At 71.4% G+C, this 16684-nt stretch carries 12 protein-coding genes; 6 read left to right on the forward strand and 6 right to left on the reverse strand.

The window, feature by feature from the left end:
- Positions 1-110 precede the first annotated feature (110 nt).
- Positions 111-2828 (reverse strand): glycosyl hydrolase, encoded by a 2718-nt coding sequence (locus ACFVHB_RS27865; protein ID WP_380327711.1) that lies wholly within the window; start codon positions 2826-2828, stop codon positions 111-113.
- Between the two features lie 284 nt (positions 2829-3112).
- Between ACFVHB_RS27865 and ACFVHB_RS27870 the strand changes: the two genes are divergently transcribed.
- The 3 genes from ACFVHB_RS27870 (at position 3113) to ACFVHB_RS27880 (ending at position 5527) form a co-directional block, all read left to right on the forward strand.
- Positions 3113-3334, forward strand: coding sequence for a hypothetical protein (locus tag ACFVHB_RS27870; RefSeq protein WP_380327713.1), 222 nt, complete (start codon positions 3113-3115; stop codon positions 3332-3334).
- A gap of 191 nt (positions 3335-3525) precedes the next feature.
- The gene (locus ACFVHB_RS27875; RefSeq protein WP_380327715.1) at positions 3526-4755 is read left to right on the forward strand and encodes a hypothetical protein; all 1230 of its coding nucleotides are present in this window, start codon (positions 3526-3528) and stop codon (positions 4753-4755) included.
- Positions 4739-5527, forward strand: a complete 789-nt coding sequence (locus tag ACFVHB_RS27880) for a hypothetical protein (protein WP_380327717.1) — start codon at positions 4739-4741, stop codon at positions 5525-5527. The genes ACFVHB_RS27875 and ACFVHB_RS27880 overlap by 17 nt, the downstream gene beginning before the upstream one ends.
- 64 nt (positions 5528-5591) lie before the next feature.
- On the opposite strand, the gene ACFVHB_RS27885 is transcribed toward ACFVHB_RS27880, so the two are convergent.
- The 4 genes from ACFVHB_RS27885 to ACFVHB_RS27900 all read right to left on the reverse strand — a co-directional run bounded on the left by ACFVHB_RS27885 (position 5592) and on the right by ACFVHB_RS27900 (position 11903).
- On the reverse strand, positions 5592-6806 hold the full coding sequence (locus ACFVHB_RS27885) for a saccharopine dehydrogenase family protein (protein WP_380327719.1): 1215 nt from the start codon (positions 6804-6806) through the stop codon (positions 5592-5594).
- 332 nt (positions 6807-7138) lie between these two features.
- On the reverse strand, positions 7139-10690 hold the full coding sequence (dnaE, locus tag ACFVHB_RS27890) for a DNA polymerase III subunit alpha (protein WP_380327721.1): 3552 nt from the start codon (positions 10688-10690) through the stop codon (positions 7139-7141).
- 203 nt (positions 10691-10893) lie between these two features.
- Positions 10894-11667 carry a CbtA family protein gene (locus ACFVHB_RS27895; protein WP_380327723.1) on the reverse strand — a complete coding sequence of 258 codons (774 nt, stop codon included), beginning with the start codon at positions 11665-11667 and terminating at the stop codon, positions 10894-10896.
- Positions 11668-11684: 17 nt separating this feature from the next.
- Positions 11685-11903 (reverse strand): CbtB-domain containing protein, encoded by a 219-nt coding sequence (locus tag ACFVHB_RS27900; RefSeq protein ID WP_380327725.1) that lies wholly within the window; start codon positions 11901-11903, stop codon positions 11685-11687.
- 301 nt (positions 11904-12204) lie between these two features.
- Between ACFVHB_RS27900 and ACFVHB_RS27905 the strand changes: the two genes are divergently transcribed.
- Positions 12205-12777 carry a histidine phosphatase family protein gene (locus ACFVHB_RS27905; protein ID WP_380327727.1) on the forward strand — a complete coding sequence of 191 codons (573 nt, stop codon included), beginning with the start codon at positions 12205-12207 and terminating at the stop codon, positions 12775-12777.
- 78 nt (positions 12778-12855) lie between these two features.
- Here the strand turns inward: ACFVHB_RS27905 and ACFVHB_RS27910 are convergent, their stop codons facing one another.
- Positions 12856-13851 (reverse strand): LuxR C-terminal-related transcriptional regulator, encoded by a 996-nt coding sequence (locus ACFVHB_RS27910; RefSeq protein ID WP_380327729.1) that lies wholly within the window; start codon positions 13849-13851, stop codon positions 12856-12858.
- 378 nt (positions 13852-14229) lie between these two features.
- On the opposite strand from ACFVHB_RS27910, the gene ACFVHB_RS27915 reads away from it, so the two are divergent.
- Positions 14230-14895, forward strand: coding sequence for a LysE family translocator (locus ACFVHB_RS27915; protein WP_380327730.1), 666 nt, complete (start codon positions 14230-14232; stop codon positions 14893-14895).
- 288 nt (positions 14896-15183) lie between these two features.
- On the forward strand, positions 15184-16683 hold the full coding sequence (locus ACFVHB_RS27920) for an AMP-binding protein (RefSeq protein WP_380327732.1): 1500 nt from the start codon (positions 15184-15186) through the stop codon (positions 16681-16683).
- The last annotated feature ends 1 nt before the right edge of the window (position 16684 follow it).

Here is a 16684-nt window from a genome sequence, read left to right on the forward strand (position 1 = left end):
GGCGCGGGCGCCCCCGGGCCGCGGGCGGGCGGTTGGGCGCGCGGGGGGGGGGGGCGGGGGGGGGGCGCCCGCCCCCCCACCCCGGCGGTGTCGTTCGCGGAGCGAGGGGGTCAGTCCTCGTCGTACCCGTGGCCGCGGTCGAGGCGGCGCAGGTCGAAGGACCAGATGCCGCGGCCGAAGGTGGCGGCGTAGAGCTTGCCGTCGGGCCCGGTCTTGAGCTGCTGCACCGAGGTGGTGGGCAGGTCGCGGCCGAGCACCTTGAAGTCGGTGGTGCCGGGCGCGCGGTAGAACGCGGCGAGGTCGGTGCCGAGGGCGAGGCCGCCGTTGGGCAGCAGCTTGATCGAGGTGGCGGGGACGTCGGGCAGGTTGGCCGAGACGTCGGTCCAGGTCGCGCCACCGTCGTGGGTCTCGAAGAGGTGGCCGATCCCGGCGCCCGGGCCCTCGGTCCAGCTGCGGGAGAACCCGCTGAACGAGACGAAGACGTGCTGGGCGTCCTTCTCGTCCACCGCGAAGGACGAGACGTACCGGTTGGGCAGGGTGCCGTCGACGGGGAGGTTGAGCTGGTGCCAGCCGGTGCCGTCGGTCTTGCCGACGGCGATGCCGCGGCTGAAGCCCTGGTTGTTGCAGGGGCCGCACCAACCCGCGTACACGGTGCCGTCGACGGTGGCGACGGCGGTGGCGACGTGGCCGGCGCCGAGGTCGTAGGCCGAGGTCCACTCGCCACCGCTGCGGATCGCGTAGCCCTTGCGCTGGACCCAGACGTGCCGGCCGCCGGCGATCCAGGTGTTGCCGTCCTTCGGGTCGGCGGTGATCGGGGCGATGAAGCGTGCGCCGGCCCCGCCGAGGTCCTTGTCGGGCGGGGCGACCTCGTAGGAGGTGGCCTTGCTCGGGTCCTTCGTCCAATCGCCGTTGTTGACGGCGCAGTTCTGGGTGACCCACATGTCGAGGTAGACGTACTCCTCGGCGATGTCGCAGCCGTTGCCGGGGTCGACGAGCGTGTCGGCGCCGTCGCCGCCGAAGTTGGAGCCCATCACCTTGTCGTGGGCGCGCAGGATCGACTGGCCGTTGTCCTGGAGGCCACCACTGACGATCACGCCCTTGCCGGAGCGGTCGGCCGGGTCCTTGCCGACGCCGACCGAGTAGTACTGCAGGGTGTCGATCGTCCCGTCGTTCAGGGACTTCCAGTCCTTCGCGTGGCCGCCGGCGTCCAGCTGACCGTTGACCGGTCGGGTGTAGATGCCGCCGTCGTTGCCGACGTACACCGAGGCCTTGCCGTGATCGCTGCCGACGGCGATGGCGTGCTGGTCGGGGTGGGTGGTCGGTGAGCAGTCGCCGGTCCGCTTGGCCGGGTCGATGCTCCAGCACGGGAACGGGTAGTTCCAGTACGGGGCGATGGCGGCCCACTCGGCGCCGCCGTCGGTGGTCTCGAAGACCTCCTCCAGACCCGCCCAGACGTGGTCGGGGTTGGCCGGGTCGACCTGGAGGAACTGGTTGTACCAGGACTGGATGCCGGGCTGGTAGCCGTCGTCCTGGAGCGCCGAGCCCGATCCCTTGAGCTTGTCCTTGTCGGCGATCAGGGTCCACGGGCCGGACGGCGAGCCGGACTTGGAGACGTAGACGCCCTTGAGGCCGGTGTCCGGGTCGGTGGCCATGACCTTCGGGGACTGGTCGATGGCGTAGTAGCGCGAGCCGTCCGCCGAGCGGGCGAAGGTCACGTTCCCGACGTCGTCCGCGTCGGTCGGCAGGTCGCCGAGCGAGGCGACGCGCTGCCAACTGCCCTCCGCCGCCTTGCCGTAGAAGCCGTTGTAGGTGTCGCCGCCGCGCCACCCCACGGCGAGGATCACCTTGGACGGGTCCTTGGCGTCGATCGCGACGTCGTTGGCGATGTTCTTGTACGGCGCGGAGGGATCGGAGGACTTCGAACCGCCCGGCAGGTAGTCGGGGTTGGGCGCGAACTCCAGCGTCCACGGACCCGACAGGGTGGCGGTGGAGTGGCTCCACACCCCGCGGTTGGTGGCCGCCCACACCTTGTCCCCGGCGAAGCGCAGCTGGTGGATCGTGGTGGACTCCAGCTCGGCGCCGCCGACCCGGTTCCCGGGCTGGAACTCTCCGTGCTCGGGGTCGGAGAGCACGTAGACGCCGGTGCCGACGTACGAGGTGGCGCCGGTGTTGGACTCGCCGGTGGCGTACCAGAGCCGGCCGCCGCCGTCGAGGTTCAGGGTGCCGGTGGACAGCGTGGGCAGCTTGTCGGCGATGGCCTCCCAGTGCCCGCCGCCGGTGCGGGAGCGGAACACCCCGCCGTTGGCGCCGCCCGCGTAGACGTAGCCGTCGCCGTCGGCCGCGAGACCGGTGATCCGCCCGGTGACGTAGCCGGCACCGCCGCTGGAGTTGGAGTTGACGTCGCGGTAGCGCGGGTCGTCGCCGTTGTACGGCTTGTTCGTCACGTGCTCCCAGGAACCCCCCGTGTGCGGCAGCGACTGCAGTTGCGCCCAGGCCGCGCCGTAGGCGCCGGGGGCCACCACGCCGGGCGCGGTGCGGGCCTCGGTGTACTGCGCGGTGCCCTCGGCGGAGTTCTCCGCCTCGTCGCCCTCGTCCTCACCGGACTCGGCCTTGGCGGAGAAGGCCTTGGGGGAGACGGTCCGGCCGGCCGCGGTCTTGTCCTTGACCTCCTGGGCGTGCTTCTTGCCGAGCTCGGTGAGGTGCTGCACCGGGACCGGCCGGGTGCCGGGCTGCGCGGCGGGTGCGGCGAGGGCCTGAGTGGTGGTCAGGCCGAGCGCGGTGAGCGTGACGGCGCTCACGAGCAGTCGTCGTCGTTGCCTGTTCGGCACGGTTGCGTCCTCCCCTGGGCGTCCGGGGTGCGCGGTCGCGCCCCCGACTTGAGCAGACCGAAGCCTGGCCGGTGCAAGGGCGCGCTGGGAAGGGAACCGCCGTAACGAATGATTAAAGCCCCATTCTGTGAAATCAGTTCAGGGCAACGGAAGGCGAGTGCCAGACGACTGTGGATCAAGTCAAATCAGCGCCCGGCGAGTTGAGGGCCGAGCCGACGGAACCGGACGGACGTGGCGGCCGTCTCACGGCCACACCGTCCGCGAGAACCGGGAGATTCCACCGCATGCACCGACACAGGGCCGTGGGGCTCGCCGTCCTCGTCCTCCTGGCGCTCGGAACCGCCTCGGCTTGCGACTCGGACAACGGCACGACACCGCCCCGCACCACGACTCCACCCCCCGCGGGCGCCACTCCGCCGCCCGCGCCGACGTCGTTCCGTGACGTCGAGAACCCGACCGACCTGGTCCACGGCTCCGCCGCCGCCGCCACTCGCCCGGCGCACTGACGCGGTGGTCGGCCCGCCCCCGGAGGTGGTGTGGCCGGCGCCCGGGCACGGATGGCCGGCCCGCGGTCCCGGCCGGTCCCCGCGCGGGAGTCACCGGGGCGGCCCGGGGCGCGGTAAGCCGTTGCCCGCTGTCGAGCGCCCGTGAGAGCATCAGGAATCCACCAAGATCCGCGAATGGCAGGTTGCGTTCGATGTCCACGACAGACCTGACCGAAGCCCGCATCGAGGACGCGAACAACGTCTTGGTCGTGCCTTCGGCGGTGCGGGATGACGACCTGGTCAAGGACTTCTTCGGGTCCACGATCACCACGGAGGACCTCGCCTCCGGGTCGCTCGACCTCGCGCAGAAGACCGTCTACCTGTGGGGCGACACCTCCGGGATCAGCGGCCGCCAACTGCGTGCGGCCGCCCGGGTGTTCGTCATCCGGGAGCCGTCGCACGGTTACCACGAGGACGTCGACGAGCCGTGGACCCCGGTCGACCTCGGCCGGGTTCCCGTCCGCGTGCACGGCGTCGGCGTGTACTACCGCCGCTTCTTCGGGCCGGGCGCCGATCACTTCGGACGGATCAGCGCGGAGCACGCGTTCCAGTCACTGACGGAGTCCACCAAGCCCGGAACCGCCCGTCGCAGCGGGATCTATCTGACGCCCGTCACGCGCGACGGCGACGAACTGCACTTCCGCCTGCTCCGCTGCTCCACGAACCTCTCGGGGCCGACCGAGAACTTCCGTCCGACCGACACGAGCATCGTCGAGGCGCTGAACCGCGAGGCCGCCGCCGTCTTCCGGGGCCAGGCACGGCTGAACCACGTGCTCGCCCAGATCTACCACAACACCCTTGCCACGGCGGAGCGCAAGCAGTCCAAGGCCAGGATCTCGGCCCACGCCGACAAGACCAAGGACATGCCCGGCAACGGCATCATGGCCTTCTGCACCTTCTACGAGGGGCTCGAGAAGCTGCGGCCGCTGGCCGAGGACGCCTTCGACCACGGCGTGAAGGGGGCCAGCGGGCTGACCAAACTCCACTTCCGCCTCAAGGAGCCGACCGAAGGGCCCGACGGGATCGCGCTCCCTCCGCAGTTCACCCTGACCCTCTATCCCGGCTCCGTGTTCTTCATGCCGCTGTCCACCAACCGCCTCTACACGCATGAGATCCGGCCTCCGGCGCTGGACGCCGAGTTGCTCCCGACCCGCCTGGGATACGTGGCCCGCTGTTCGAGCGCCGAAGCCGTTCACAAGGACGGCCACACGTTCCTCAAGGCGGCCGGGGACCTGGTGCGGCTGGAGCCACCCACGCCGGCCGGCATGGACGAACTGCGCAGGCGGTACGCCGAGGAGAACAGGGCCTCGTCCTTCGTCGACTACGGCGACGAACTTCTCTTCAGCATGAACACGGGAGACTACCTTGCCCCCCGGATCTAGGATCGCGGACGAGATCCTCTCGTGCGCTCTGCCGGCCGAGGAGGACCTCTTCGCCGAACTGTCCGCTTCGGCCCGCCTGGAGGACGTGGGGAAGGGCCGGCGAGGCGCCGTGCTCGCCAGGGTCGACGAGGCGGGCGGTGTGCCACTCGTGCGGACCACCACCCGCTACGGCAGCCCGGCGCAGCGTTTCCGCGCGGTGCACGAACGGCTGGCGCAACGGATCCAGGAACGGGCGGGGATCACGGTCGGCTTCAACAACGCTCTCATCGAGAGCTACACGAACGCCTACACGACCATGGGGAGCCATTCCGACCAGGCCCTCGATCTGGCCGGCGATTCGTTCATCGCCGTCTTCTCCTGCTATCGGCACCCCGACGCGGGCCCGCCGAGGAAGCTGATCTTCGAACCAAAGGAGTCCGGTGGTGAGGAGTTCGAGGAGGGCGAGAAGTTCGAGATCCCCCTCGCCCACCACGGCGTCGTCGCGTTCTCCGTCGACTCGAACCGGCGGCTCAGGCACAGAATCGTTCTGGACGCGCCCGGCCGGGCGGCGGACAACCAATGGCTGGGCGTGACCTTTCGAACGTCGAAGACCTTCGTCCGGTTCCGCGACGGGCGTCCCCACCTCCCGCAGGGCGCGCGCCTCACCTCGGCCGACGAAGAGCAGCGGCGCGAGTTCTACCGACTGCGGCGCCGCGAGAACCACGAAACGGACTTCAGCTACCCCGTGCTGACGTACACCATCAGCGAGAGCGATCTGATGCCGCCCGTGTGACCGGGCTGCCGCCCGAGGCCGGGGACTCGCCGCGGCTGACCCGCCGCACGCCGCCGCGAGTCCGCTACCGGCCGGGGGCGGTCATCGGCGGGGTGTCCAGCACGCGGAAGGAGATGCCGGCCGCGACCAGTCGGTCGATCAGCGGCCGGCCCATCGCCGCCGCGGTGGTCAACTGCCCGGCCAGCGGCGGCAGGTCGTCGTACGCCAGGCAGAGCGCGGACTCGGCGAGCATCTTCGCGGTCTCCTGGTAGCCGGGATCGCCGCCGGACACCTCGGTGAGGACCGTCCGACCGTCCTGCGCCCGCGCCGCGAACCGGACGGCGAACCAGGACCGCGCCCGCTGCTCCGCACTCGGCCCGGCGCCGGGTTCCCGCAGCCGCCCCAGGGCCCGGCGCAGGAGCGGGAGTTGGGCGGCGAGGGCGAGCGCCGTCACCGCGGCGACCCCGCCGAGGGCGATGGGCAGCCGGCGCACCGCCGCGTAGTGCGTGTAGCCGAAGTCCGGGCCGTAGGCGTCGAGTGCGGCGGCCGAGCGGGACACCACCTGGGGGTCGATCGTGGGCAGCGGCACCGCCCAGGCCCGGGCCGCCCGCGACCGGTGCGGCCGGCCGACCGGGGTGCGGACCAGCCGCCCCTTGGGCCGGGGCTCGGCCGCGCGGCGCGCCCGGGCGGCCCGCGCCATGGCCCGCGGCCGGGAGAAGGCCGTCATGGCCGAGGCGAAGGTGCCGCCGGAGACGGTGCCGCCGGCACGGACGAAGCCCTCCACCGAGACCCGGGCGGCCGGGCCGCCGCGGTGCAGCAACTCCTCGACGGTGAACAGCACGCCGAGGTCGTGCGGCACCGAGTCGAAGCCGCAGGCGTGCACCAGCCGGGCGCCGGTGGCCACCGCCCGCTCGTGGTGCCGGAGGTACATCCGGTCGACGAACTCCGGCTCACCGGTGAGGTCCACGTAGTCGGTCCCGCTCTCCGCGCAGGCCGCCACCAGCGGCTCGCCGTGCCGCAGGTACGGGCCGACGGTGGAGATCACCACCCGGGCCGAGGCGGCCACATCGCGCAGCGCCTCGCGGTCGGCGGCGTCCGCGACCAGCAGCGGGAGGTCGGCACAGCGCGGGTCGAGCTCGGCCAGCCTCGACCGGACGGCGGCGAGCCTGCGTTCGTCCCGTCCGGCGAGGGCCCAGCGGCAGCCCTCGGGCGCGGTCCGGGCCAGGTACTCGGCGGTGAGCCCGCCGGTGAAGCCGGTGGCACCGAACAGGACGAGGTCGTACGGGCGCGGCTCGGCCATCAACAGTCCCTACTCGCGGGTAATCGACTGCGCCACGCTAGGAGCCCACCGCGGCAGTGTCAACGGCTGCGGTGCCCCGAGCGCGAGCTCGCCCCCGTCCCGCCGACCCCGCACGGGCCCGAGCACCTCGAACCGCAACCCACCCACGGGCTCAGCCCCCCGTCTGCGAACCGACCCCGGCGCGCAGCAGACCGATCCGCATCGCGCCTGGTCGGGGGCTGACTCCGGGAGGGTTCGGCCCGGGCCGAACCGGCCGGTCAAGGGCTCGGGGCACGCCGGCCCCGGGTGATCCGGCGCGGTAGGGCGTGCGCGCGGCCGCCCGGCCGCCGTTCTCACCCCGTTCCCACCCAGGCGCGGTTGCCGAGGAGGGTCTTGATGTCCGAGGCGAGCCCGTTGCCGGGGTTCACCAGGAAGCCGAGCTCGTAGAGGGTGTCCTTGTCCCAGTTGGTGGTCAGCAGCCGGACCGGGACGTCGCCGGGGTGGGCCTGGAGGGCGAGCTTGAGCTCGGCGACCGTCTCGATCGTGATCTTGCCGAGCGGCACGGTGATCTGGACGGGCGGCTTGGTGCCGAGTTCGGCGGAGGAGACGTCGAGGGTGGTGATCTCCTGGCCGAAGATGCTCAGCGAGCCGTCGCGCTCGTTGAGGCGGCCGCGGACCGAGATGACGTTGTCCTCGATCATCTGCTCGGCCATGAGGTTGTAGGTCGCGGGGAAGAACAGCACCTCGACCGAGCCGTCGCGGTCGGCCAGGGTGATGATCGCCCAGGCGTTGCCGGCCTTGTTGATCCGGCGGTCGACGGCGGTGATCAGGCCGGAGAGGCGGACCTCGCCCTCGGTGCGGCCGGAGCCGAGGAGTTCGGCGATCGAGGTGTCGCGGTTCTGGGAGAGGATGTGCTCCGCGCCGTCCAGCGGGTGGCTGGAGACGTAGAGGCCCAGCATCTCCCGTTCCAGGGCGAGGAGTTGGCGGCGGGGCCACTCGCGGTCGGTGAGCTGGAAGTCCAGGCCGATGCCGCCGCCGTCGCCGGGTTCGAGGGCGCCGAACAGGTCGTCCTGGCCGATCGCCTGCTGCTTCTTCACCCCGGTGACCGCGTCGATCGCGCTCTCGTGCACGGTGCTGAGCGAGAGCCGGGTGTGCCCGAGCGAGTCGAAGGCGCCGGCCTTCACCAGGGAGTCGACGGTGCGCTTGTTGCAGACCACCAGCTCGACCTTGTCCAGGAAGTCCGCGAAGGAGGCGTACTTGCCCTTCTCCTTGCGGGTCTTCACCAGCGACTCGATGACCGGCACGCCGACGTTGCGCACCGCCTTCAGCCCGAAGCGGACGTCGCTGCCGACGGCGGTGAAGTCGACCACCGACTCGTTGACGTCGGGGGAGAGGATCCGGATGCCCATCTGCCGGCACTCGGCCAGGTAGACCGCCATCTTGTCCTTGTCGTCGGCGACGGAGGTGAGCAGGGCGGCCATGTACTCGGCGGGGTAGTTGGCCTTGAGGTAGGCGGTCTGGTACGAGACCAGGCCGTACGCGGCGGAGTGCGACTTGTTGAAGGCGTAGCCGGCGAACGGGACCAGGACGTCCCAGACCGCCTGGATGGCCTCGTCGGAGTAGCCGCGTTCCTTGCAGCCGGCGTGGAAGGGGACGAACTCCTTCTCCAGGACCTCCTTCTTCTTCTTGCCCATCGCGCGGCGCAGCAGGTCGGCCTGGCCGAGGCTGTAGCCGGCCAGCACCTGGGCGGCGCGCTGGACCTGCTCCTGGTAGACGATCAGGCCGTAGGTGGGGCCGAGGACCTCGCTGAGCGGGGCCTCCAGCTCGGGGTGGATCGGCAGGATCTCCTGCTGGCCGTTCTTGCGCAGCGCGTAGTTGGTGTGGGAGTTCATGCCCATCGGGCCGGGCCGGTACAGCGCCGAGACGGCGGAGATGTCGGCGAACTCGGTGGGCTTCATCAGGCGCAGCAGGGCCCGCATGGGGCCGCCGTCGAGCTGGAAGACGCCGAGGGTGTCGCCGCGGGCGAGCAGCTGGTAGGTGGTGGGGTCGTCGATCGGGATCTTCTCGATGTCGACGTCGACGCCCCGGTTGGCCTTGATGATCTTGATGCAGTGGTCGATGATGCCCAGGTTCCGCAGGCCCAGGAAGTCCATCTTGATCAGGCCCATGGCTTCGCACGACGGGTAGTCGAAGCCGGTGATGATCACGCCGTCCTTGTCCCGCATGTGCAGGGGGATCAGGTCGAGCAGCGGCGTGGAGGAGAGGATGACGGCGGCGGCGTGCACGCCGGTGCCGCGGATCAGCCCCTCGATGCCCCGGCCGGTGTCGATGATCTTCTTGACGTCGGGCTCGTTCTCGTAGAGCCCGCGGATCTCGGTGCCCTCGTTGTAGCGCGGGTGGCTCTCGTTGAAGAGGTCGGCCAGCGGGACGCCCTTGCCCATCACGTCCGGTGGCATCGCCTTGGTGATCCGGTCGCCCATCGAGAACGGGTAGCCGAGGATCCGGTTGGCGTCCTTGACGGCGGCCTTGGCCTTGATCGTGCCGAAGGTGTTGACCTGGGCGGTGTAGGCGGCGCCGTACTTCTCGGTGACGTAGCGGACCATCTGGTCGCGCTGGCGGTCGTCGAAGTCGATGTCGACGTCCGGGGGGTTGATGCGCTCGGGGTTCAGGAAGCGCTCGAACAGCAGGTCGTGCTCCAGCGGGTCGAGCTGGGTGATGCCGGTGAGGTAGGCGACCATCGAGCCGGCCGCCGAGCCACGGCCCGGGCCCACCGGGATGCCGTTGTCCCGGCCGTACTGGCAGATGTCGGCGACCACGAGGAAGTAGGCGTCGAACCCCATCGGGGTGATCACGCCCATCTCCAGCTCGACCCGGTCCAGCACCTCCTGGCTCGGGCTGTCGCCGTAGCGGTGCTTCAGCCCGATCTCGATCTTCTTCCGCAGGTACGAGGCCTGGGTCTCGCCCTCGGGCACGTCGAACTGCGGCATCCGGTCGACGTAGGCGAACACCTCCTCGTACGACTCCACGCGTTCGGCGATCGCCAGCGTGTTGTCGCAGGCCTCCGGCAGCTCGCGGAAGAGCTCGCGCATCTCGGCGGCGGTCTTCACGTAGTAGCCGGTGCCCTGGAACTTGAACCGGTTCGGGTCGTCCTTGTTCTTGCCCACGCCGACGCAGAGCAGGCTGTCGTGGGCGTCCGCCTGGTCGGCGGTCACGTAGTGGGAGTCGTTGGTGGCCAGCAGCGGGATGTTCAGCTGCTTGGCCAGCCGGAGCAGGTCGGCGCGGACCTCGCGTTCGATGTCCAGGCCGTGGTCCATCAGCTCCAGGAAGTAGTTCTCCTTGCCGAAGATGTCCTGGTAGGCACCGGCGGCCTTGACCGCCTCCTCGTACTGGCCCAGCCGCAGCCGGGTCTGCACCTCGCCCGAGGGGCAGCCGGTGGTGGCGATGATGCCGTCCGCGTGGGCCGCGATCAGCTCGCGGTCCATCCGCGGCTTCATGTAGTAGCCCTCCATCGACGCGAGCGAGGAGAGCCGGAAGAGGTTCCGCAGCCCGGTCGGGTTCTGCGCCCACATCGTCATGTGGGTGTAGCGGCCGCCGCCGGAGACGTCCTTGCCGCCCTCGCCGTCCGCACCGGTCGGGCGCTGGCCGCCGGGCGACCAGAACACCTGCTTCTTCAGGAAGCGCGAACCGGGGGCGACGTACGCCTCGATGCCGATGATCGGCTTCACGCCGGTCTTGGCGGCGGCGTGGAAGAACTCGTAGGCGCCGAACATGTTGCCGTGGTCGCTCATCGCGATGGCGGGCATGCCCTGTCTCTCCGCCTCGGCGAACAGCTTTCCGTTCTTCGCGGCTCCGTCCAGCATCGAGTACTCGGTGTGGACGTGCAGGTGCGTGAAGCTGTCGGACACGGCGGGGAGCTCCAAGGGGACCGCGGGACGGGGAAGCGGCCCAGGCTAGCGGTTCGGCGCGCACGACGCGCCGGAGTGCGCCCGGCGGCCCCGACCCGAGGGCGCCGGAGCGGTCCCCCGGCGCTCCCGGAGCGCCGAAGGCCGGCCGGGCGACGGGGGTCGCGCCGGCCGGCCTTCGGCCGGGTGGGGCGGGTCGGCGGTGTTCAGTGCACCGGAGCGGGCGTTTCCGCCGTGGTGCCCCGGCCGGTCACCGCCGCGGCGGGCTTCGGGTTGAGGAGGCGTTCGGCGAGGTGGCCGAAGAGCAGGCCGAAGGACGCCCAGAGGGTGAGTTGGATGGCGAGGGCGGAGACGCGGAACTGCCAGAGCAGCGTGGCGTTGAAGTCCTCCGGCACCTCGTCGACGGCGGGCAGGAAGGCGAAGGCGAGGCCGACGGCCACGGCGAAGCCGGCCCCGGCGACGACCACCGCGTTCCAGTTCCCCAGGCGCGGGGCGAGCCGCTTGCCGACGATCACCGCGGCGACCGCCAGCAGGACGCCGAGCGCCATCATGAGGAAGTAGAGCGTGGTGCGCCGGCCGATCGTGTCGGGTTCACCGATCGCGGGCGGGTTGGCGGGGTACTTGAGGAACGGCACCAGGTACACCGCGACGAACGCCGCCCCGGACAGCAGGACGGCCGTGGCGCGCGGGGTGAACCGGCCGACCCGACCGAGCGCGAAGCAGTACGCGAGGGCGGCGATGCCGCCCAGCGCGATGCCGTAGACGAGGATGCCGGTGGCCAGCCCCGCGGTGGACTGCAGGGTGCGGCTGACCAGTTCCACCTCGTGCTCGTGGTGGTCGGCGTGGGCCTCTTCGTAGGCGATGGCGGCGTCCACGTGGGACTCGCCCAGCAGGTAGGCGACGACCGCGGCGAGCAGGCCGGCGGCGAGGCCGGCCAGCATGCCGCGGACGAGCAGGGATCTGACGGTTGCGGAGTTCATGACGGCCCGTCCCCCGGTCAGTGGCAGGGGAAGCCGAGCAGGTGGCGGCCGTCGTGCAGCCACTCGTGCACGTTCTCGCCGGAGATCAGGGCGGTGGCGCCCTCCTCGGCTCCGACGAAGTAGAGCAGGGTGAGCAGCAGGACGCCGACGAACGCCGCCCACGGCGCGATCGTCTTCAGCGAGATGGGGGTGATCGCCGGTGTGGCGGTGGCAGCGGGGGCGATGGGGTGAGCCATGGCCGACCTCCTCTGGGAACACGCGTCCCGTTCGATGGAGCACGGACGACGGAGGCGGGTCTGACTCACCGGCGCTGGCCTGGTGCCAGGATCCGGATTCACAGTGGCGCGACCGTGCCGGCTTCTCACCGGTCTTCCGCGCACCGTCGTCTTGAGTTGTCGCAGGGACGGTACCGTGTGCCGGGGGTCCCGCCAAGGGGTCCCACCAGGGGCGAACGGCGCGCGGACCGGCGCGGGAACGGCCGCGCGCTCCTGTACGTATGCGTGCAACCGGCGCGGTTCCGGGCGGAGGAGGAGTTCGGTGACCGTACGCGTGATCTTGGTCGCACCGGCGATCGGGTCCGGACTCCGTGCGGCCCGGTTCGGCGACGACGGCCCGCCGGACGACGCCGCGCTGTCGGCCGCCCGCGCGGCGGCCGGCGCCCTGCCGGTGGCGACGCGGAGCTTCACGGCGCCCTCGCCGCGCTGCCGCCGGACGGCCGAGGCGCTCGGCCTGGCACCCGGGTCGGCGGCGGCACCGGCGGACCTGGACGTCGGGGACTGGCGCGGGCGCCGGCTCGACGACGTCGCGGCGACCGATCCGGCGGCGGTGGCCGCCTGGCTCGCCGACCCGGCGGCGGCTCCGCACGGCGGCGAGTCGGTGACGGCGCTGTGCGCACGGGTCGGCGGCTGGCTGGACGACCTGGCCGGGCAGCCCGGCCGGGTGGTGGCGGTGGTGGAGCCCGCGGTCGTCCGGGCCGCCGTGGTGGGCGCGCTCGGCCTCCCCCCGGCGGTCTTCTGGCGGCTCGACGTCCGGCCGTTGTCGGTGACCGAGCTGTCCGGCCGCGCGGGGCGGTGGAACCTCCGCTGCGGGCAGGACCTCACGTCACCGTGAGGGCGGGCGCGGGCGGCGCGCCGCGGGGCGGGCGGGCGCCCTCCCCGGCCGACCGGGCCGGGGCGGGCTCCTCCGCCGCTACTTGAGCCAGCCCAGCTGCTGGGCGCGGACCCCGGCCCGGAAGCGGTTGTCCGCCCCGAGCTTCTCCATCAGGTCGTTCATCAGCCGACGCAACGTCCGGGTGGAGATCCCGAGTTCGCGGGCGATCGCCTCGTCCTTGAACCCGGCGTTCATCAACCGCAGGATCCCCGCCTGCTGCCCGGTGAGCGGGGTGTCGTCGAGGTCCTGCGGCGGCGGGGCGTCCGTGCCGAGTTCGACCGCGGACTGCCAGCAGTGCTCGAACACGCGCCGGAGCAGCCGGGTGATCACCGGGCCGCGGGTGACCATGGCGGTGGGCTGCGCCTCCGTCCCGAAGGCCGGCGTGAACGCCATCACCTCGTCGATGACGATCAGCCGGAACGGGATGGTCGGGGCCAGCCGGATCCGGACCCCGGCCCGCTGCATGTCCTCCAGCAGGGCCAGGCCCTGCGGAAGCCGTGCGGTGGAGGCGAGATGGATGGTGCGCATCCCCACGCCGCGGTCGAGGACCTTCTGGTTGCGCTCCAGCCGGGCCTTGGAACGGCTCTCCACGACCGGGCCGGGGTGCATGCTCAGGACCTCGTCCTGCGCCAGTTCGGTGCAGTCCTCCAGGACTTCGGAGATGCGGTCGAGGCCGACGATCAGCTCGGCCGGCGCCATGCTCTCCTGCTGCTGGTACTGGTCGGCGAGTTCGGTGGTGAGCAGCCGCATCGCCTTGCGGATCCGGACGGCCTCCTCCAGCGAGCGCGCGGCCGTCTGTTCCGCCTGCTGCGCGAGGCGGTTGAGCGCGGTCTCGGTGGCGGTGACGGCGGGCCGGCCGCCGCTGCGGTCGGACTCGGCCAGCAGTCCGAGCTCGGTGAGCAGTGCCACGGCCTCGTCGATGGAGGACGGATCCAGGCCGGCGCGGGCACAGATCTCCGGTGTGCCCAGATTCGGCTCATTTCGTAACTGCCGGTAGAGCGACGCCAGGACTTTCCGGTCCTTCTCAAGATCCATTGCTACTCCGTGGTGGTGGTGCTGCTCGGTCGTGCTGCTCTGTGGGGCTGCTCTGTACTGCTGCTCTCTGGTTCTCGCGCGGACAAACCTGGCCGTCACCAGTCACGGCACCTTTGGGACAGCGATCATCCCTGGACTTACCGAGGTTTGGCGAGCAGGATCGAAGGTAACCGCGCTCGGGACACAGCGTACGGGCGGGGCATGTCAAGCAGGGTGAATTGTCTGGGGGGATGAGCACTATGATGGCCATTCGGCGATCTTTTCAGCCGGGTTGGGTGGATTTCGGAATCCCGGCCGGTCCCGGGGGCGGGCAGGACGGAGACCTGGAGTGGGGCTGATCCGGACTCACTCCGCAGCTGGCGGAGGGGGAGAGGTCCGGTGCAGCTGACACTGCCGTCGATGGCGGCGCTGATGTTGTTCGTGCCGACGGTCATCGCGGTGGTCGCCGTGCCCGGGCCGAACATGCTGCTGATCCTCAGCCGGGGCATCGGCCAGGGTCGGCGGGCGGCGTTCGCCTCGGCGGTCGGGGTCGAACTCGGCACGCTGGTGCACGTCCTGGGCACCGTGGTCGGGGTGTCGGCGCTGATCGCCGCCTCCGCCCTGGCGTTCAACGTGGTGAAGTACGCCGGCGCCGCCTACCTGGTCTACCTGGGGGTGCGCACCCTGCTGTCCAAGGGCGGAGCGCTCGGTGAGGGGCCGTCAGGTGCCGAGGGGCACCGGCCGGTCGGGGCGCTGTTGCGCCAGGGCGTCCTGGTGAACGTGCTCAACCCCAAGGTCGCGCTCTTCTTCCTGGCCCTGCTGCCGCAGTACGTCGACCCCGACCGGGGCTCGGTGGCGAGCCAGACGCTGGCGCTCGGCCTGGTGTTCTTCGCGATCGCCCTGGCCATGGACCTGGTGTACGCGGTGGCGTCGATCGGCGTGGGCGCCTGGCTCGCGCGCAGCGTGCGGTTCGCCCGCGCACAGAAGTACATCACCGGCTGTACCTACCTGGTGCTGGGTGTCTCCGCCGCGTTCGCGCAGCCCTCGGGGCGGCACGCGGACTGACCTGGCGGTGCCCGGTTTCTGTCCGGGGGGGGGGCTTTCGGCTGTCGGAACACCGACATCAGGAGCGCCTCCGTCCAAATCGGGCAGTTCACCAATCAACTTCTGCAGCCGTATTCATTTATTAACTCTTTGACGGGTTCGCGCGCGCCCATCGCCGCGGCCGCTCGTCACCTTGGGCGATTCCGCCTGCCCGGAGCGGGCGATTCCGCCTGCGCCCATTTTTCAGTGGCCGTAATCGGTTTTCGGCTGCTCCCTCAGACATTCCTACGTGAGACGGAGGACTGCTCGATGCCATGGAGATCCCTCCCTGGCCGGATCGCCGAACAGGCGGAGGTCCGCCCGCAGGCGCCGGCCCTGCTCTGGCACGCGGACGAGGTGAGCTACGCGGACCTGCACCGGATGGCCGGCGCGGCCGCCGTGCGGCTGGCCGACGCGGGCCTGCCGTCCGCCGAGCCGGTCGCGGTGGTGGCGAAGAAGTCGCCGCAGGCCATCGCGGTGGTGCTGGCCTGTCTGATGCTCCGCCAGCCGGTGCTGCTGCCCTCGGCGGAGCTCGGTGCCGAGACGCTGGCCGCCCTGCTGGACCGGTGCGGTGCCCGGCGCCTGCCCGACCCGGCCGAACTGACCGCGGGAGACGGCGGGTTCAGCGTCCGCGAGGACGGTGACCCGGACGACGTGGCGCTGCTGCTGACCACCTCGGGCTCCACCGGACTGCCCAAGGTCGTGCCGCTGACCGGCGGCGCGGTGGAGCGCTTCACCGACTGGGCGGCCGGCTACTTCGGCATCGGTCCGGACAGCACGGTGCTCAACTACGCGCCACTGAACTTCGACCTCTGCCTGCTCGACATCTGGACCACCCTCAGCCGCGGCGGCTGCGTCACCCTGATCGACCAGGACCTGGCCGCCAACCCGGCACACCTGCTGGCGCAGTTCCAGGCCCGGCCGGTGCAGGTCGTCCAGGGCGTCCCGATGCTCTACCAGCTGCTCGCCCAGGCCGCCGAGGGCGACGAGGGGCTGCGGCTGGACGCCGTCGAGCACGCGCTGCTCACCGGCGACGCCGTCAGCGCCCGGGGCTTCGAGCCGCTGCCGGCCCTGCTGCCCAAGGCGATCTTCCACAACGTCTACGGCTGCACCGAGACCAACGACAGCTTCATCCACACGATCGACCCGATCGACCCGATGCCGTACGGTACGGTTCCGATCGGCCGCCCGATCGACGGGGTGGACGCGCTGGTCCTGGACGAGGACGGCGCCGAGCTGGACGGGCCGGGCCGCGGCGAACTCGTGGTCTCCACGCCGTTCCAGACCGCCGGCTACCTGGACGCCGAGCTCGACCGGGGCGTCTTCTCGGAGCGCGCCGACGGGCGGCGCTACTACCGCACCGGCGACCTGGTCCGCCGTCACGAGGACGGCGTGCTGACCCTGGAGGGCCGGCGGGACTTCGTGGTGAAGGTCCGCGGCGTGCGGATCAACACCGCCGAGGTCGAGGCCGCGCTGCGCAGCCACCCGGCCGTGACCGAGGCGGCGGTGCTCGCCGAGCCCGACGAGCTCGCCGGCACGCGGCTGCACGCCGTCGTGCAGCGCGCCGAGGGCGTGAAGCTCAACTCCCTGATCATCCGTCAACACGCAGCCGGGCTGCTGCCCCGGGTGGCCATCCCCAGCACCTTCGAGCTGGTGGACACCCCGCTGCCCCGCACCAGTACCGGGAAGCTCGACCGCAAGGCCGTACAGCGCCGCACCCGGCAGGCGCAGGCCGACCACCGACCCACCACCACCGCCACCGGAGGCTGAC

Origin of the sequence: Kitasatospora sp. NPDC127111, assembly GCF_042677465.1 — a bacterium.
Lineage (GTDB): Bacteria > Actinomycetota > Actinomycetes > Streptomycetales > Streptomycetaceae > Kitasatospora.